15 protein-coding genes and 1 pseudogene are annotated in these 17,842 nt (G+C 72.8%); 8 read left to right on the forward strand and 8 right to left on the reverse strand.

Going from position 1 to position 17,842, the window contains the following annotated elements; genetic code table 11:
* Positions 1-251: 251 nt before the first annotated feature.
* Entirely contained in the window at positions 252-902 is a 651-nt protein-coding gene (locus ACZ3IG_RS24015) for an HAD family hydrolase (protein ID WP_467434566.1), read from the reverse strand.
* Positions 903-972: 70 nt separating this feature from the next.
* Here ACZ3IG_RS24015 and ACZ3IG_RS24020 point away from each other — a divergent pair, with 70 nt between their 5' ends.
* Positions 973-1,332 (forward strand): hypothetical protein, encoded by a 360-nt coding sequence (locus ACZ3IG_RS24020; protein WP_467434567.1) that lies wholly within the window; start codon positions 973-975, stop codon positions 1,330-1,332.
* A 1-nt stretch (position 1,333) separates the two neighbouring features.
* Entirely contained in the window at positions 1,334-1,750 is a 417-nt protein-coding gene (locus tag ACZ3IG_RS24025; protein WP_467434569.1) for a hypothetical protein, read from the forward strand.
* 26 nt (positions 1,751-1,776) lie between these two features.
* On the opposite strand, the gene ACZ3IG_RS24030 is transcribed toward ACZ3IG_RS24025, so the two are convergent.
* The 3 genes and pseudogenes from ACZ3IG_RS24030 to ACZ3IG_RS24040 all read right to left on the reverse strand — a co-directional run bounded on the left by ACZ3IG_RS24030 (position 1,777) and on the right by ACZ3IG_RS24040 (position 4,146).
* Positions 1,777-2,274 (reverse strand): GNAT family N-acetyltransferase, encoded by a 498-nt coding sequence (locus ACZ3IG_RS24030; RefSeq protein WP_467434570.1) that lies wholly within the window; start codon positions 2,272-2,274, stop codon positions 1,777-1,779.
* Positions 2,275-2,331: 57 nt separating this feature from the next.
* Positions 2,332-2,887 (reverse strand): annotated as a pseudogene (locus ACZ3IG_RS24035) (RNA polymerase sigma factor).
* Between the two features lie 77 nt (positions 2,888-2,964).
* Entirely contained in the window at positions 2,965-4,146 is a 1,182-nt protein-coding gene (locus tag ACZ3IG_RS24040) for a glycerophosphodiester phosphodiesterase (RefSeq protein WP_467434571.1), read from the reverse strand.
* A 494-nt stretch (positions 4,147-4,640) separates the two neighbouring features.
* On the opposite strand from ACZ3IG_RS24040, the gene ACZ3IG_RS24045 reads away from it, so the two are divergent.
* Positions 4,641-5,273, forward strand: a complete 633-nt coding sequence (locus ACZ3IG_RS24045) for a lysophospholipid acyltransferase family protein (RefSeq protein WP_467434666.1) — start codon at positions 4,641-4,643, stop codon at positions 5,271-5,273.
* Between the two features lie 120 nt (positions 5,274-5,393).
* On the opposite strand, the gene ACZ3IG_RS24050 is transcribed toward ACZ3IG_RS24045, so the two are convergent.
* The 4 genes from ACZ3IG_RS24050 to argH all read right to left on the reverse strand — a co-directional run bounded on the left by ACZ3IG_RS24050 (position 5,394) and on the right by argH (position 10,143).
* Positions 5,394-6,968: an MFS transporter gene (locus ACZ3IG_RS24050; RefSeq protein ID WP_467434572.1), complete on the reverse strand. Its 1,575-nt coding sequence runs from the start codon at positions 6,966-6,968 to the stop codon at positions 5,394-5,396.
* A complete protein-coding gene (locus ACZ3IG_RS24055) occupies positions 6,965-7,516 on the reverse strand; it encodes a TetR/AcrR family transcriptional regulator (protein WP_467434574.1) in 552 nt (183 codons plus the stop codon). Before ACZ3IG_RS24055 ends, ACZ3IG_RS24050 begins: the two co-directional genes overlap by 4 nt.
* Before the next feature lie 89 nt (positions 7,517-7,605).
* Positions 7,606-8,559 (reverse strand): aldo/keto reductase, encoded by a 954-nt coding sequence (locus ACZ3IG_RS24060; protein ID WP_467434575.1) that lies wholly within the window; start codon positions 8,557-8,559, stop codon positions 7,606-7,608.
* Between the two features lie 156 nt (positions 8,560-8,715).
* The gene (gene argH / locus ACZ3IG_RS24065; protein WP_467434576.1) at positions 8,716-10,143 is read right to left on the reverse strand and encodes an argininosuccinate lyase; all 1,428 of its coding nucleotides are present in this window, start codon (positions 10,141-10,143) and stop codon (positions 8,716-8,718) included.
* Positions 10,144-10,355: 212 nt separating this feature from the next.
* On the opposite strand from argH, the gene ACZ3IG_RS24070 reads away from it, so the two are divergent.
* From ACZ3IG_RS24070 to ACZ3IG_RS24090, 5 genes are all read left to right on the forward strand, one after another.
* Positions 10,356-10,943 (forward strand): pyridoxamine 5'-phosphate oxidase family protein, encoded by a 588-nt coding sequence (locus tag ACZ3IG_RS24070; RefSeq protein WP_467434577.1) that lies wholly within the window; start codon positions 10,356-10,358, stop codon positions 10,941-10,943.
* A gap of 3 nt (positions 10,944-10,946) precedes the next feature.
* The gene (locus ACZ3IG_RS24075; RefSeq protein WP_467434579.1) at positions 10,947-11,639 is read left to right on the forward strand and encodes a L,D-transpeptidase family protein; all 693 of its coding nucleotides are present in this window, start codon (positions 10,947-10,949) and stop codon (positions 11,637-11,639) included.
* Between the two features lie 107 nt (positions 11,640-11,746).
* Positions 11,747-16,738, forward strand: coding sequence for an HD domain-containing protein (locus ACZ3IG_RS24080; protein WP_467434580.1), 4,992 nt, complete (start codon positions 11,747-11,749; stop codon positions 16,736-16,738).
* Complete coding sequence (locus tag ACZ3IG_RS24085; protein WP_467434581.1) at positions 16,731-17,144, forward strand: hypothetical protein; 414 nt, start codon at positions 16,731-16,733, stop codon at positions 17,142-17,144. Before ACZ3IG_RS24080 ends, ACZ3IG_RS24085 begins: the two co-directional genes overlap by 8 nt.
* The gene (locus ACZ3IG_RS24090; protein WP_467434583.1) at positions 17,144-17,767 is read left to right on the forward strand and encodes a hypothetical protein; all 624 of its coding nucleotides are present in this window, start codon (positions 17,144-17,146) and stop codon (positions 17,765-17,767) included. The genes ACZ3IG_RS24085 and ACZ3IG_RS24090 overlap by 1 nt, the downstream gene beginning before the upstream one ends.
* The last annotated feature ends 75 nt before the right edge of the window (positions 17,768-17,842 follow it).

A 17,842-nucleotide genomic window follows, 5' to 3' on the forward strand; every position in this document is an offset into this window, starting at 1 on the left:
GGCTCGGCCGCCTGCGGCGACCGGAGCCGGCCCTCGCTTCGGGGCGCGAGGCTCGGTGGTGCGGGGGCCCTCTAGCAGGCGCGCATTCGACCCGTACAACGAGCACCGGGCGTCATGGTCGCCTCGGTCGCAGCAGTGCGGTCGCTCGTCGTGGTCATGCGAGTAGTAAAGCAGACGTATACGTTCGACCAGGAGACCACTGTCCGCATAGTGGACGGTGGTGATACGGCGGTGGACGCGGGCGCCGCGCGTCAGTCGCGTACGGAGATCTCCACTCCCCCGTCGGTGACCAGTACGGACAGGGCCGACAGATCCTCGACGACGAGGTCGGCGTCCAGTTCGCCGGCAAGGTGGGTTGTGGCCAACGCCACGGTCGCCATGCCGGCGGCGCGGCCCGAGCGGAGTCCGGCGGGGGCGTCCTCGAAGACGACGCAGGCGGCCGGGTCGACGCCGAGGGCGCGGGCGCCGAGCAGGTACGGCTCGGGGTCGGGCTTGCCGCGCGTGATGTCGTCGGCCGCTATCAGGGTCTTGGGCAGGATGCCGACGGCCGCCAGCCTGGCCTCGGCGAGGCGCCGGGTGGCGGAGGTGACGACGGCCCAGCGGTCGGCGGGCAGCGCGCCGAGGAGGTCGCGCGTGCCGGGCAGCAGCCGCACGCCCCCGCCGGGCACGTCCTCGACCTCCAGGTCCTCGATCCGCGCGACGGCCCCGGGCACGACGTCGGCGGGCAGCAGGTCGGCGGCGACCTCGGCGGCGGTCCGCCCGTGCAGCTCGACCTTCCCGAACTCCTCGGCGGTGATCCCGTACTCCTGGGCCCACCGGGTCCAGCAGCGGTTCACGGACTCCAGGGAGGAGACGAGGGTTCCGTCGTTGTCGAACAGCAGGGCCTGCGCGCGGATCTTCATGCCGTCGACCCTACGGTGCCCGCCGGGGTCGGCCGCATCGGGCCGTTTCGGCCGTAATAAGGTCACTGGCATGCTTGACGTCCTGACGCTGGTGACCGCCGTCGCCGCGCTGCTGCTCGCCGCCTGGTGCGGCTGGGCCGCCTACCGTGACCAGCCGACGAAGGACTGGCACTTCATCGGCATGGCCGTGGTGACCGTGCTGGCGCTGGCGCAGCTGGTGACCGGGGTCGTCCAGTTGGCGCGGGGCGAGGAGCCGGAGCAGGGCACGGTGATCTTCGTATCCTATCTGATCGGCGCTTTCGCGTGCGTCCCGGCGGCGGGGTTCATGTCACTGGCCGAGCGGACCCGCTGGGGCTCGGTGACGGTGGCCGCCGGCGGAATCGTCCTCGCCGTCCTTCAGGTGCGGCTCTATGACATCTGGGGAGGCTGAGATGGTGACGGCCGGGAGCGAGCCGGAGCGGACACGGCTGATCGGCGGGCCCGGCATCCTGCTGGTGTGGCTGTACGGCGTGATGGTCGTCGGCGCGGTGTCGCGGTCCGTCTACCAGATCGCCACCGAGTTCGACCGGGCGCCGCTCGCGTACACGCTGTCCGCGGTGGCCGGCGTGGTCTACGGCTTCATCACCTACACCCTGGTGCGCGGCGGGGAGACGGCCCGCAGGGCGGCGCGGATCTGCTGTGCCGCCGAGTTGGCGGGGGTGCTGATCGTGGGCACCTGGACGCTGGTGGAGCCGTCCGCCTTCCCCGACTCGACCGTGTGGTCGGACTACGGGATGGGGTACGTCTTCATCCCGGTGCTGCTGCCGCTGTCCGCCCTGTACTGGCTGCGCCGGGCGCGCACCGCGTGAGCCCCGCGGGGCGCCCGGCGCGGCGCTCACGCCGTGGTCGCGTACGCCCCGGCCTGCTTCTCCAGGATGATCATCGGGACGCCGTCCGCGCCCCGCGCGGTGCCCACCGTCTCGTAGCCGACCCGCCGGTACAGCCGCAGGTTGCTCTCGCTGCGGTGGCCGGTGTGCAGGCGGAAGCGGGTGGCGCCGTGCTCCTCGGTGAGGGCCGCCTCGGCCGCCTTCAGCAGGCGGGCGCCGATGCCGTGCCCCTGGAGACGGGGGTGGACGCAGAGTTTGCCGATGGCCGCGGAGCCGTCGTCGGTCTCCCGGCCGCGCACCGAGCCGACCACCTCGTCGCCGAGCCGCGCCACGAAGACGCAGTCCTCGGCGACCTCCTCGCGGACGGAGTCGAGGGTCTGGACGAGCGGGTCGATGCGGTAGTTGCCGTACAACGCCGCCTCGCTCTGGAAGCAGAGGTACTGCAGCCGGAAGATCTGCTCGGCATCCTGCTCGGTCGCCGCCGAGATGGTCACGCTCATGCCCATGTGCGCATGCCTCCCGCTCACCTGATCGCCTGTTGTTCCTCACTCCTATCCCCGCCGTCAGTCACCCGCAACCTCCGGCGTCAGCAATCGGCGCAGACATCCCAGACATCGGGAGCGTTCCGGTCCAAGACCGCCCTGTGAGATACCCAACTGCCCCGCGATCTTGCGGTAGGTCAGGTCCCCGCGATCTCGCGGTAGGTCAGGTCCTCCGCGCTCTCGCGGCAGGTCAGGTCCTCCGGCGACAGCGGCGCCGTCATCAGCCGGGGGCAGCGGCCGGGCAGCCGGTGCACCGCGTCGCGCAGGGCGCGGTGGCGGGCGGCGACGAGGGCGCGCTGCTCCGGGCCGCGGCCGGCGACGCCGGCCGGGACGCTGCCGTACGGGCGCTCGGCGCGGGCGGCACGGCGGGTGCGGCGGGCCTCGGCGCGCACGGCGCCGCGCAGCCGGCGGCGCGGGTCCGCGGGCGGGTCGTCGGCGTCCAGGCGCTCCAGACGCTCCAGGAGGCGCAGTCAGACCGCCTGCTCCAGGTCACCGGGCTCGACTCCGGACGCATATGCCTCGGCGGTCAGCAGCGGCCCAGGAGGGTGAGCGGGTCGTGCGTCGTATGCGGAGACACGACCGCCGCCCGGGCGGTGGTGGCCCGGGCGGTCGGATGTCACCCCAACCGGGGTGTTGCGCTCGGCTGTTGACGCGTCAGCCGGCGAGGAAGTCCTCGCGGGCCAGCAGGCCGGTGTCGGGGTTGTCGGTGAAGACGCCGTCGATGCCGGTGGCGAAGTACGCCTGGAAGGCGCCGAAGGCGTCGCCGTAGGCATCGGGGGCGGTGCCCTTGCGGAAGTCGGCGGGGAGGAAGGGGTTCTCGTTGCGCATCGTGTACGGGTGCAGGATCAGGCCCGCCCGGTGGGCGTCGCGGACCAGGGTGGTCGGTGCGGTGAGCCGGCCGGCCGAGTCGCGCGGGATGACCAGGTCGAGGGTGGGGCCGATGCCCTGGGCGTAGGAGGCGATCTCCGCGAGCCCCTCGGGCGTGATCAGGTCGTCCGTGGTGCGGGGGTCGCCGCTCTCGACGAAGTCCCAGGGGCGCGAGCCGGCGCCGGAGAGCAGCACGGCGAGTGGGTTGCCGACCAGCTTGTTCATCCGCTGGATGCTGGTGGGCTCGAAGGACTGGACGATGACCGGGGAGTTCTTCTTGTCCTTGCCGTACTTGCGCAGCAGCTTCGCGAGGCGCTCCTCGGTGGGCAGGCCGAGCCCCCGGAAGTAGGTGGGGTGCTTCAGCTCGGGGTAGATCCAGACCTGCTTCCCCGTCCTGCGGGTCTGCTCGTCCTGCCAGCGCAGCACCTCCTCGAAGGTGGGGATCTCCCAGCGGCCGTCGTAGAGGGTGTTGTGCGGGCGGTTGGCCGGGATGCGCTCGGTGGCGCGCAGCGTCTTCAGCTCGGCGAGGGTGAAGTCCTCGGTGAACCAGCCGGTGGTGGAGACGCCGTCGAGGACCTTGGTGGTCCTGCGGCCGGCGAACTCGGGGTGGTCGGCGACGTCCGTGGTCCCGCCGATCTCCGGTTCGTGCCGGCAGACGAGGTGACCGTCCTTGGTGGGCACCAGGTCGCCGGCCTCGACGATGTCGGCGCCCATGTCGAGGGCGAGTTGGTAGGAGCCCAGGGTGTGCTCGGGCCGGTTCCCGCTGGCCCCGCGGTGTCCGACGATGGTCGGCACGGGCAGGCTCCGCACGCCCCCGCCGTTCCCGCTGCCCTTCCCCCGGCCGGACCCGGCGGCTCTCGCCGTGCCGGACAGGCCCAGGGCCGCCCCGCCCGCGCCGAGCACGGCGGCGCCGAGGAGGGCCCGCCGTCCGGTACCGCCGCTGTGCTCGTTCGACTCCCGCGTTCCCATGAGCGCCCCTTGTTCGTCTGGCCGTCGCCTGGTCGGATGCGGGCCGATCGTAGGGGCGCGTACGTGTCCGGAGGGAGACCTCGCGTCGAACGCGGGGGCGACACGGGATGTCGTATGGGTCATATGGGAGGAGGGGGCGGGAGGGCCTGGAGGGGCTGAACGGTTGACGCCGCGCCGGCTTCCCGGCGGGCGGCGCGGGTACCCGGCCGGTGGCACACGGTGAGGACGGCACACGGGCTCCCCGCTCGACGGGTGCGGACGGTGTCGCATGTGTTCCGGCCGGGTTTCCGGCGGGCGGCGCCGCGCCCCACCAGGTGAACACGTGTCACCGACACGTAAGACCCCGGTGGCCCGACGTGCGCGATCCTGGGGGCCGCGAGTAATGTCCTCACCTGCACAGACTGATACCGCATGCCCCGACGTCCCACGTCACACCGACACCGGAGGGTCCGTTGTCCCGCTTCGCGCTCATCAAGGCAGTGCTCGGTCCGATCATGCGCCTGATGTTCCGCCCACAGGTGGAAGGTGCGGAGAACATCCCGGGCGACGGCCCGGTGATCCTGGCCGGCAACCATCTCACGTTCATCGACTCCATCGTCCTGCCGATCGTCACCAAGCGGCAGGTCTTCTTCATCGGCAAGGACGAGTACGTCACCGGCAAGGGCGTCAAGGGACGGCTGATGGCCTGGTTCTTCACCGGCGTCGGCATGATCCCGGTGGACCGGGACGGCGCGAGCGGCGGTGTGGCGGCGCTGATGACCGGGCGCCGGGTGCTGGAGGAGGGCCGGATGTTCGGCATCTACCCGGAGGGCACCCGCTCCCCCGACGGCCGCCTGTACCGGGGCCGCACCGGCTGTGCCCGGCTGACGCTGATGACCGGCGCGCCGGTCGTGCCGTTCGCGATGATCGGCACGGACAAGCTTCAGCCGGGGGGCCGGGGCCTGCCCCGTCCCGGCCGGGTCACCGTCCGGTTCGGCGAGCCGATGGAGTTCTCGCGGTACGAGGGGATGGACCGGGACCGTTATGTGCTGCGGGCGGTGACGGACTCGGTGATGACCGAGGTCATGCGGCTGTCCGGGCAGGAGTACGTCGACATGTACGCGACGAAGGCCAGGAAGGCCGCGTAGGCGGCCCCGCCGGGCCGGGGGCGGTTCCCTGTCCCGGCTTTCCTGACCCGGCAGCGCTTCGACGACGGCGGGCCGTTTCCCGGACGGCCCGCCGTCGTCGTGCCCGGTGCGCCCGGCGGGTTACGGCCCCTCCTCGTGTCCGGCGGTCTGCGGTGACGGGTCCCGCTCCTTGCCCGCGCCGCCCTCCAGGACCTGCCCGCGCAGCAGGAACCAGGCCGCCACCGCGGCGGCGAGCAGGACGGCCGCGCCGATGCCCGCGGCGAGTGCCAGCCCGTCGACGAAGGACTGCCGGGCGGCGTCCAGCAGCGCCGCGCCCGCCTCGGTGGGCAGGTGGGCGGCGGACTCCACGGCGCCGCCCAGGGACTCGTGCGCCTCGGGCGGCGTGCCCGCCGGGCCGGTGAAGTCCCGGTAGACGCCGGTCACGATGGAGCCGAGCAGCGCGATGCCGAGCGCGGCGCCGAGTTCGTACGCCGTCTCGGAGACCGCGGAGGCGGTGCCCGCCTGGTCGCGGGGCACGCTGGAGAGGATCACGTCGGCGGTGACGGTGAACGCGAACCCGGCGCCGAGGCCGACCACCAGCAGGGCCGCGCCGAGCAGCGGGTAGCCGGTGTCCCGGCCGATGACGGTGAGCGCGGCCAGCGCGAGGCCGACTGCGGCCAGACCGCCCGCGACCACGGCCCGTACCGAGAAGCGCCGGGCCGCGCGGCCGGCGACCAGACCGGCCGCCACCGCACCGAGCGCGGCGGGCAGTTCGGCCAGCCCGGCCTCGAACGGCCGCCTGCCCTGCACCAGTTGCAGGTACTGGGAGAGGAAGAACACCAGCCCCGACAGGCCCAGGACGGTCAGCAGGTCGGCCAGCACCGCCCCGCTGAAGCCCCGGCTGCGGAACAGCCGCATGTCGAGCAGCGGCACCGGCAGGGTGAGCTGGCGCCGGACGAACCCGTACAGCGCGGCGGCGCCCAGCAGGCCGGCCGCGAGCGTGCCCCAGGCGAACCCGTGCGCGGCGGCCTCCTTGACCGCGTACACCGCACCGACCATGCCGGCCAGCGACAGGACGACGCTGAGCGGGTCGAACGGCCCGGGGGCCGGGTTCTTGGACTCCGGCAGCAGCTTGACGCCGACGACGACCAGGACGGCCATCACGGGCAGGTTGATCAGGAAGACCGAACCCCACCAGAAGTGTTCGAGCAGGAACCCGCCCAGCATCGGGCCGACCGCCGCGCCGGCGGAGGCGGCGGCGCCCCAGACGCCGACGGCGAGGCTGCGCTCGCGCGGGTCGTGGAAGAGGTTGCGGATCAGGGCCAGGGTGGCGGGCATCAGGGTGGCGCCCGCGACGCCGAGCAGCGCCCGCGCGAGGATCATCACCTCGGGGGTGTGCGCGTAGGCGTTGAGCACGGATATCGCGCCGAACGCCGTGGCACCGGCGAGCAGGATCCGCTTGCGGCCGACGCGGTCGCCCAGGCTGCCCATGGTGACGAGCAGACCGGCGATGACGAACGAGTAGACGTCACCGATCCACAGCAACTGGGTGCCGGAGGGCGCGAGGTCCTCGCTGATGTAGGGGGTGGCGAGACCCAGGACGGTCGCGTCGACGGCCACCAGCAGCACGGCCAGGACGAGGACGGCGAGCGCCAGCCAGCGGCCGGGGCGGGTCACCGCTTCGTCCGGACCGGCCGGTCGAAGGGTGCTGGTCATGCTTCCTCCCTCCGGAGCGCGCCGCCGAGCAGCAGCTCGACGATCAGGTGGGTGTAGTCGTTGCGTGCCACGCGGCCGTCCAGCACCGCCCAGGCGCCGGAGGCCAGCAGCCCGTAGAGCGCCTCGGTGAGCCAGACCGCGGGCAGGTCGATGCGGAACTCGCCGCTCTCCTGGCCCCGCCGGAAGAGGGCGGCGAGCCGTCTGTCGAGCCGGGTCCAGCCCTCGTCGACCTGGTCGCCCTCGAAGAGCTGGTTCTCGCTGTACAGGAAGGCGAGCAGGGCGGCGGAGGGTTCCAGCGCGCCGACCGTGCGGCGTACGGCGTCGGCGGCCGGGCCCTCGTCGAGGCGCGCGGCGTCCAGGGCCGCCTCGCACTCGGCGATGCCCAGCGCCTCCAGCGCCCGCACCAGGGCGTCCCGTCCGGCGAACTGGCGGTGCAGCGTGGCCCGGCTGATCCCGGCCGCACGGGCGACCTCGTCCATGGTCGCGGTGGACTTCCGGGTCAGCAGGGCCGCGGCGGCGCGCAGCACATGGTCACGATGTACAGCCATGAGACAACCATAACCCGAATGAGACATTGATGTCTCATTCACTGAGTGTGCACGACCTCACCCCGGCCGTACGTCGCGCGGTGAAGGGCTCAGTGCCAGGGCAGCTGCCCGCGTCGCTCCCAGTAGGCGCGCGGGTCCTCGGCGAGCGTGGCCAGGCGGGCCGCCTGGCCGTCGTCGAGGACGGCTGTCGCGGCGTCCAGGTTGGAGCCGAGCTGCGCGACGGTCGCGGCACCGGAGAGGACGACGTCCGCCCAGGGCTGCCGCAGGACCAGCGCGAGGGCGACCGCGTCGCAGCCGAGGCCGGTCTCCTCGGCGACGGCCCGCAGCGCGTCCGGCGCGTGCGGGGCGGCGAGCCTGCCGTTGGCCATGCCCTCCTTGACGATCACGGAGAGCCCGGCGTCACGCGCCTCGGCCAGCGCCGGCCCCGCGGAGGTCTCCAGCGCGTTGTACGTCGACTGGACGGTACGGAAGAGAGGGGCGCCGTCGACGGTCACGGCGAGCGCGGCGCGGATGGCGTCGGCCTGGGCGGGGCCACTGGTGGAGAAGCCGACGGCGACGCCGGTCGCGGCCAGTTCCGCGAGCCGGGCGTGCAGGTTCCTGTCGGTGAGGGCCGGGCTGTCCGGGGTCACGGAGTGGATCTGGTAGAGGTCGAGCCGGTCGCCGAGCAGGGCGTCGGTCTCCGCGCGCTGCCGTTCGAAGGTGGCGAGGGAGTGGTCCTTGACCTCGTGCTTCTCGGCGTCGGTGGACCAGTCGGCGGTGTAGGTGTAGCCCCACTTGCTGCCGACGGTGACGTCGTCGATCTCCGGGCGGGCGGTCAGCCAGCCGGCCAGGAACTCCTCGGAGCGGCCGTAGGAGCGGGCGGCGTCGAAGTAGCGGACGCCGGCCGCGTAGGCGGTGTCGAGGAGGGTGTGGGTGCGGGCGCGCAGCGTTTCGACGCTGCGGTTCTCTCCGAGGTCTTCGTCGCGGCCGAGGGTGATGTAGCCGGGGCGGGCCACTGCGGCCAGGCCGAAGCCGAGGGTCTTTTCAGGGAGAGAGAGGGGCATCGCGGGTCCGTTCGGTCGGCCTCTGTTCGAGTTCGACCAACGTAACCCGCGTTGACCTTCGCATCAGGGGCGGGTTCGGGGGGCGGCGGGTGGGGGATCGCTGCGGCTTGTCGCGCTCACGCGGCGGAGCCGCACATCGGCACAGCCCCGCGCCCCTCAAGCCTTCGCCCGCGCCCAGCCGCGCTGTTGCGCCACGTCCCGCTTCACCTCTGCCAGCTGGATCGCCACCGCGCTCGGGGCCGTGCCGCCCCTGCCGTCGCGGGAGGCCAGGGCGCCGGGGACGTCGAGGACCGAGCGGACCTCGGGGGTGAGGTGGGGGGAGATCTTGGCGAACTGCTCGTCGGTCAGCTCGTCCAGTTCCTTGCCCTCGGACTCGGCGGCCTTGACGCACTCGCCCGCGACCTCGTGCGCGACGCGGAACGGCACGCCCTGGCGGACCAGCCACTCGGCGATGTCCGTGGCGAGCGAGAACCCGGCCGGGGCCAGCTCCTCCATCCGCTCGCGGTGCACGGTGAGGGTGGCCATCATGCCGGTGAAGGCGGGGAGCAGGATCTCCAGCTGGTCGATGGAGTCGAAGACCGGCTCCTTGTCCTCCTGAAGGTCGCGGTTGTACGCGAGCGGGAGGGCCTTGAGGGTGGCCATCAGGCCGGTCAGGTTGCCGATCAGACGGCCGGACTTGCCGCGGGCCAGCTCCGCGATGTCCGGGTTCTTCTTCTGCGGCATGATCGACGAGCCGGTGGAGAACGCGTCGTGCAGGGTGACGAAGGAGAACTCCTTCGTGTTCCAGATGATGATCTCCTCGGCGATCCGGGAGACGTTCACCCCGATCATCGCGGTGATGAAGGCGAACTCGGCGACGAAGTCCCGGGAGGCCGTGCCGTCGATGGAGTTGGCGGCGCTGCCGCGCTCGAAGCCGAGGTCGGCGGCGACCGCCTCCGGGTCCAGGCCGAGCGAGGAACCGGCCAGCGCGCCGGAGCCGTACGGCGACACGGCGGTCCGCTCGTCCCACTGGCGCAGCCGCTCGGCGTCCCGGGAGAGCGCCTGGACGTGGGCGAGGACGTGGTGGGCGAAGAGCACCGGCTGGGCGTGCTGGAGGTGGGTGCGGCCGGGCATCGCCACGTCCGGGTGGGCCTCGGCGAGGCCGATCAGCGCGTCCTGGAGGTCGGCGACCAGACCGCCGAGGGTGCGGGCGTGGTCCCGCAGGTACATCCGGAAGAGCGTGGCCACCTGGTCGTTGCGGGACCGGCCGGCGCGCAGCTTGCCGCCGAGGTCGGGGCCGAGCCGCTCAAGGAGGCCGCGCTCCAGGGCGGTGTGCACGTCCTCGTCGGCGATGGTGCCCACGAAGTCCCCGGAGGCCACGTCGGCTTCGAGCCGGTCGAGCCCGGCGATCATGCGGGTCAGCTCGTCCTCGGTGAGCAGTCCCGCCTTGTGCAGCACGCGCGCGTGGGCACGCGAACCGGCGATGTCGTAGGGCGCGAGCCGCCAGTCGAAGTGGACGGACGCGGACAGCTTCGCCAGGGCCTCGGCGGGACCGTCGGCGAAACGGCCGCCCCAGAGCCGTACGTCACCGCTGTTGCTGCTCACTTGCGTCGCTCCTCGGGCCGGTCGGTCGCTGTTCTGCATGAGTATGCAGAGCGCTGCATGATTCGTCAATTTTGGTGGGCGCGTGAACACACACGGAGGCGCCCGCGTATCTCCGGGCGCCGGGGCCGTCCCGTTCGCGCCGGCCGGGACGGCTGCCGGCGCCTGCGCGAACCCCCGGACAGGGGGCGCGCGGACACCCATAATCGTTAGGCATGGGAAAGACTTATGAGCGCATAGACGGCAGACTCCGCACCTTCATCGAGTCCCAGCCCGTCTTCTTCACCGCCACCGCTCCGCTCGGCGCCGACGGCACGGTCAACCTCTCCCCCAAGGGACTCACGGGCTCCTTCGCGGTGCTCGACGAGCACACCGTGGCCTACCTCGACTTCGCCGGCTCCAACGCCGAGACCATCGCCCACCTGCGCGAGAACGGGCGGATCACGCTGATGTGGTGCGCCTTCCAGGGCCCGCCGAACATCGTCCGGGTGCACGGCCGCGGCGAGCCGGTCTTCCGCGACGACCCCCGTTTCCCCGGCCTGCTCGCCCGCTTCCCGGACATCGACGCCACCGCGCACGGCCTGCGCGCCGTCATCGTCGTGACGGCCGAACTGATCCGCGACACCTGCGGGTACGCCGTGCCCCTCATGGCGTACGGGCGCGACCGCGATCTGCACGCCAAGCGGTTCGCCCGCGAGGACGACGCCTCGCTCGACGCCTACTTCACCAGGAAGGAGCACGTCGCGACCAGCCTGGACGGACTTCCCGGACTGCCGTTGCCGTTGCCGCCCTCTACGGTCTGACCCATGCGCCCCGGTGTCGTCGCCCTCGTCCTCGCGTCCTTCCTGCTCCCGGCCTTCTCCGCTCCCCCGGAGCCACTGCCCGCGCGGATGGCGGACACCGGCGGCGGCACCCAGCTGATCACCGCCGTCGCCCCGGACACCGCCTCGACCACCGGCACCGTCACCTGGTGGGACCGCGAGCGCGGCCGCTGGGTGCGGGCCGGCTCGGCGCCCGCCCGGTTCGGGGCGGGCGGGCTGACGGAGGGGACGACCCGCAAGCAGGGCACGAACACCACCCCGACCGGCCTGTACGGCCTCCCCTACGCCTTCGGCATCGAACCGGCGCCGCCCGGGACCGCGTACCGCTACCGTCCCGTGCGCCAGGACTCCTGGTGGTGCCAGGACAACAGCTCCCGCTCCTACAACCGCTGGACCGAGCCCCGCCCCGCCGACTGCGCCGCCACCGAGGCCGAGCACCTGATCACATACGGGACCCAGTACGCGCACGCCCTGGTCGTCGGCTTCAACTACCACCGTCCGGTACGGGGGCGCGGCGCGGGCATCTTCCTGCACGTGAACGGGGAGGGGGCGACGGCCGGGTGCGTGTCGGTGCCGAGGGCCGCGATGCGGGAGATCCTCGCCTGGGCGGACCCGGCCGAGCGTCCGCACATCGCGATCGGTACGTCGGGCGGGGAGACGGCGATCTCGCGCTACTGAGTGGTATCAAGCGGTACCGGCCACTCCGGCCCGGGCCCGCGTCGCGTTCGCTCCCCCGGCTGTCCTCGGGTGATGCCATGATGTCGGTCCGGGGAAAGGGGGCGGACATGGGGCGTCCGGGACGCACGGCACTGTTGATCGGGGTCGGGGACACGCCGGCGACACCGCCGGGAGCGGACTCGCTCGACGCGGCGGTCGCGGCCGATCTGTCCCGTATGGAGACGGTGCTCCGTGCCTCGCACTACGACGTGCGGACCCTGCACAACGCGCAGGCCGGCCGGTCCCGTATCCGGACCACCATCAGCGAGGTGGCCCGCGCCGCACCCGAGGGCGGCACCCTGCTGCTGTACTTCACCGGCCACGGCATCCGGGTGGGCGAAGAGGACTTCCTGGTCCCGTGGGACGTCACCCCGCCGGAGGACGGGGTGTGGGAGGAGCCGTACAGCGGCTCCCTTCTGTCGGCGAAGATCAGTCCACTGCTCAAGAACTGCCGGGCGGCGACGGTGCTGTGGCTGATCGACGCCTGCCGGGCGGAGCTGCCCGACGACGGGGTGCCCTTCGGCAACGGCATCGACAACGGCCCGCCGCACGGCGGATACGTCGTCATGACCGGGTGCTCCCCCGGCCAGCTCAGCGGTTTCGCGTCCCAGGGCAGCTTCTTCACCGCCGGACTCGTCGACGCCTTCGACGCGATGACCTCCGCGCGCACCGTCGAGGACGTCTTCGAGACGGCCCGGCTGACCGCGCTGGCGGAGGCCGAACGCCATGGCGCACGCCAGCTGGCGATGAAGCGCTACGGAACCAACCGGGAGGCCGAGACCAGGGCCGCGGAGGTCTGCGAGGGGCAGGAACTGCTCGACGCCTGGCGTGACGCCGTCCGCGACTGCCCGCTGTGGGACCGCGTCGCACACGGGCAGCGGGCCGGTGTGCCCCGACTGCGCGAGTCGCTGGAGACCTGGGTGAAGCGCTGTGCCGACACCCTGCACACGGCCCGCCGACGGCTGCCGGCGCCGGACCCGTGGATCGACGACCTGTTCCCCGTCCGGCTGCTGGCCGGCCGGCTGCCCCGGCTGCTGCCGGACACCGACACGCTGTCGGCCATCGAGGCGGCCGTGCTCGTCGCGGCTCCCTTCCTGCACGAGGCCGCCTGGGCGGACCGGCTGAGCCGCGCCACCGAGGCCGACCCCTTCACGCTCGTCCGGCAGACCCGGCCGAACGAGGACCGCAGGCACTACGAGCAGATCGTCGAGCAGTACGGCCGCATGGCCCGCAAGGTGGCGGAGTGCCGTGCTCGCGCGCGCAATCCGCTCAACGCCCGGGACGCCCGGCACACCCAGGACGCGACGTCGGTGACGATGTGGCTGGTGCACCGGTGGATCGCGGAGCGTTTCGAGACCGACAGCGAGCCGGTGCCCACGGCCCGTGCCGCCGAGCTGGCCGCGCTGCTCATCGGGCGGGAGCCGACGGACGCGCGGGCGCACGAGCTGTCCGCGGTGCTCTGCGCCGCGGCCGCCGCCGTCGGAGGGCTGCACTTCCCGGAGGACGCGCCCACCGCCCCGGCCAAGGTGCTGCTCGACGGTGACCACCAGACGCTGCGCATACAGCCGCTCGCCGCACTGCTGCGGCTGGCGGGCGCGCTCGCCGTGGACGTGCGCGTCTTCCCGGAGATCGTGGCCGAGCACCTGGCGGTGAGCGACTCGGTGGAGCCGCACCAGGTGATCGGCATCGCCCGCCAGCTCAGCTGGGAGCGGGACCGCGACGCCCTCCATCTGGAGGTGCCGTGTCCGCATCCCGCCCTGTACGCGGCCCTCACCGAGGTGGCGGAACACACCCACCAGGTGGCGGAGGACATCGCCACCCTGGCCGACAAGCTGCCCGCGGCCGAATCGGCCCTGCTGACGGCGGTGCCGAAGAAGGTCACCGCACGCCATGTGCGGGTGCCCCGCGACGGCAGCCTGCCGTTGTACGAGACCCCGCCGCTGCGCTTCCACCTGGCGCAGACCGAGGTCCGTGAACTGCTGATGGGTGAGCAGCTCTACGGCGGCGAACCGCAACTGGCGCTGCGCGAGCTGTACCAGAACGCCATGGACGCGTGCCGCTACCGGGCCATGCGCTGGAGGTACCTCACCAGCAAGGCGGGAGCGCCCCCGGCCCCCTGGACCGGCCGCATCACCATCAGCCAGGGCGAGGACTCCCGCGGCCGGTACGTCGAGTGCCAGGACAACGGCGTCGGCATGAGCGACGAGCAGCTGAAGTACACGTTCACCCGCGCCGGCAGCCGCTTCGAGCAGTCCAAGGCGTTCCGCCGCGAGCAGTCGCGCTGGCTGCGCCACGACCCGGAACTGCGGCTCTACCCCAACAGCCGGTTCGGGATCGGGGTCTTCAGCTACTTCATGCTCGCCGACGAGATGACCATCGTGACCCGTCAGGTGAACCCGGAGGGTTTCCCCGACGAGCAGGCGCTCCAGGTGGACATCTCCAGCAGCGGGGGCCTGTTCCGGATCAAGCGCCATGACGGGTCGGGGGGCGGCCTGCCGCACGGCGGCACCCGCATCCGGCTCTATCTGCGCGACGGGCCGGTGGCCGACCGGCTGTCGTGCGTCAAGACGCTCCGTTCCCTCGTCCTGGTCAGCGAGTTCGACCTCCAGGTGGGCGACGCCTCCGGGCTGACCCACACCTGGGCCCCCCGCGAGCTGCATCTGCCGGAGACCGGAGTGGTCGCCGACGCACTGGAGGCGGTGCCCAACGCACTGTGGTGGGTGCCTGACCGCGGAGCCCTGCTGTGCGACGGTGTCGCCACCGACCAGGAGCGCTTCGGTTACGTGGTCAACCTGACCGGTGCGCACGCCGGACGGCTCAGTGTCAACCGCAAGGAACTGCAGGAGTACGACCAGGAGTACGTCGAGCAGGTCTGGCGCGAGGGGGCGGCGGCGCTCGCCGAGTGGCCGCGGCTGAGCATGTCGTGGCTGTGGCAGCTGGAGGAGCGGGATCTGACCGCCGCTGCGGTGCTGCACCAGGAGTGGCAGGGCAAGGGGCTGAAGGTCCGCAGGACCGCGTCGTCGCTGCACGACCTGGACAGCCAGGGCTGGTTCCACCACGACCAGGCCGCCCAGCGGGGGACGGACGAATCCGAGCAGTACATGGCCAGCAGCTCGTCTGGCGGCAAGGTCAGGCCGTGGCGGGTTGCCGCGCTCGGCCTGTCTCCCGGCCGGCCGCCCCTGCCCCGTCCGCTGAGCCTGGAAGGCTATCCCGTGGCCCGGCCGGGAGACGCCGCCATCTCGGGCCTCGGCCACAGCTGGTGGCACATCGCCCGCTTCGCCGCGCGGACCGGCATGCCGGTGAGCGAAGTGCTCAGGCGTGCTCGTGGCATGCGTATCGCCCATCCGCGGCAGACGCCGCCCGCCGTCGCCGAAGAGGTCACCGACAGCGTCCCGGACCAGGACGACCACGTGATCATCGACGCGATCTCCCGGTTCGAGGAGCATGGCGTGGATGAGGACTGGCCGGAGGCGGACGACCTGTTCCGCCTGATCCTCGTCTCCGAGCACCTCGCCCTCCCCCTGGGGACGGTCGTCCGGCGGTGCGCTCCCTACGCCGTGCTGGGCCGGTCCGCGCCCTGGCCCGACGTACCGGCCCACCACGAGGAGTACGTCTGCACGGCCGAGGACCTCGACCGGCTGCTGATCACGCACAGCAGCTACGGCACTTCCACGTACGAACGGGTGCAGACGCCGGTCCAGGTGCTCTCCGTCGTCCAGCGTCTGGGGCTGCCGGTCGAGGAGATCCTTTCGACGCACGCCCGCTTCGCGTGGCTGGGCTGGCCGGTGTTCACCGTCGAACAGGTCGCCGCCTGGCAGGAACTCGACCCCGATGTCCGCGCACTCGTCGACGATCATCTCGTGCGCGACGGCGACGGGCCGGGCACCCTCCCCTGGAGCGCGACGTTCGAACTGGCGGCCACGCGCCGGACCGGCCTCGCCGAGGCCGAGGAGGCCGTGGCACAGGCCGCGACGCGGCTGGGTCTGGCCCACGAGCGCCACCACGCCCCGGACCACGCGTCCGCCCGCATCACCCCCACCGGCGAGCTGACCCGGCTCATCAGACATCTCACCGACCAGGGCCGCCGGCTGGAGGACGGCGTGGCGCTGGAGACCCTGGGCCGCGCGGTGACCGCGGGGACGGCGGACATGGGGGCGCGCCTGGAGGCGGTGGAGCAGCTCAGGACCGCCGGTGTCGCGCTGCCCGACACCACGCTCATCGCGGCCTGGCCGACGCTCCCGCTGCCCACCCGCTTCGTACTGTCCGGGAAGGAGGCGACCGAGTCCGGGGAGAACAGTCCCACCGACCGGCTGACCACGGCATCGCTCTTCCAGTCCGCCGGGTTCCTGCACGACAGCCTGGGCGCGATCTGGAGCATCGCGCACCGGGAAGCGCCCCGGTTCGCACTGACGGTGCCCGCACTGCCCGCGGAGCTGGCCGAGCACCGTCCGTCCGTCGAGGAGTGCGACGTCCTCACGGTGCAGCCGGAGGTGGACGGCGAATACCTGCCCAGTGTGTGGCAGCCGGTCACGCCCGTCGTCCTGGCCAAGTTCGCCAGGGAGCTGGAGATCTCCCCGAGCGCGGCCTACGCCCGCCTCGCGGTCTTCCGTGCCCTGGGGGCCCTGGTGCCGGACCTCTCCGAGGCCGCGGTCGCGGCGCTGCCCGCGTCGCCGCCCACGCCGTACGACCTGACGGCCCTGGACCCCGACTACCGGGTGAGCCCGCCGGACGGCCCGCTCTCACCGCTCGACCTGCTCAGCCTCGCGGGCCAGCTGGGTGAGCCGCTGCCCGACACCGTGCGGCGCATCGAGCCCTACCTTCCACTGTGGCCCGTCCCCACCACGCTGCCTCCGGTGCCCGGCATCGTTCCGCTGTGGCCGGACCTCGCGCTGCTGAGCAGGCACTTCGACGGCCGGCTGCCCGCCGTGGCGGGGACGGTGAGCGCCCGGCACATCGCGCTCGCCTCCGACGCCACCGGGAGGAGCGAGGAGTGGGTCCGGGGCCGCCTGCGCCTGTACGCCGCCATGTTCGACCTGCGACTGGAGGAGGACGATGTCTGACGGACCCGCCCGCGGCCACGACTTCGACACCGTCTACGCCGACCTCGACAAGGGACGCGCGACGACCCGCTTCACCTGGCGCGACACGGACGACGGGCTCGGCGTCGTCGTCGAGGGCCACTGCCCGCAGTGCCGCGGCCGGACGGCACGGGAGATACGGCGCGTCCTGCCGGGCACGGGCGCCAAGGGCCTGCCCTCCTGGCTGCGCCGCGACGCTCCCCGGCCGGAGCCGGAGACCGACGAGGAGGTGCTGAGGGCGGAGAGGTACTTCTGCGCGTGCGGGCACCCGCACCCGAACCGGCCCTCGGAGACGTATCCGGGCCGGGTCGGGTGCGGCGCCAGCTGGACGCTGGGGGTGCTCGTCAGGAGCGACCAGGGCGACGCGGGCGACGGGAGCGGCGCCTGATGAGCCTGGAGTCCGACCGGCGGTGGGACCAGCTCGCCGACGAGCTGGAGTTCACCCAGCTGGGTGAGTTGCGGAAACAGGCGGAAGGATGGCGCACCGGGCTCACCGGCCTGGCGGCTCTGCTCTCCGTGCTCGTGGTCCTCAAGGGCCGTGACGACCTGGCCCAGTTGCCGGCGACCGCGCGCGCCGTCGCCTCCGTACTGGTCGCGCTGGCGTTCCTGCTCCTGGTGACCGGTTCGGTGCTGGCCACCCGGGCGGCGCACGGGCGGATGGACGAGCGGTCCCGGCTGATGGGCGGGCAGGCGTTGCGCCGCTGGACCGCCCGCGAGGTGGACCGGCTGACCCGGTCGTTGCGCCGGGCCGCGTTCTGCTGCGGTGCCGGGGTCCTGTGCGCCGCGGCGGCTCTCGCGGTGGCCTGGTCGACGACCGAGTCCGCCCCCGGCCATCTGGTCCGGGTCGGGACGACCGCCGGGGAGCGCTGCGGCGCCTTCCTGCCCTCGGGCCCCGACGCGGTCGTCCTCGGCGTCGAGGCGGCGGACGGCGGCGGCACCGAGCGGGTCACGCTGCCCGATTCCGTCGTGACGTCGGTGACGCCCGTCTCCTCCTGTCCGGCTCAGGGGTGAGCGGCCGGTCACAGGATCCGGCCCGGCCGTGAACACTCGGCGGGCACGGCACGTACCTGTGGGCCAAGGGTCTTG

It is taken from the genome of Streptomyces sp. NPDC016677 (genome assembly GCF_055562815.1).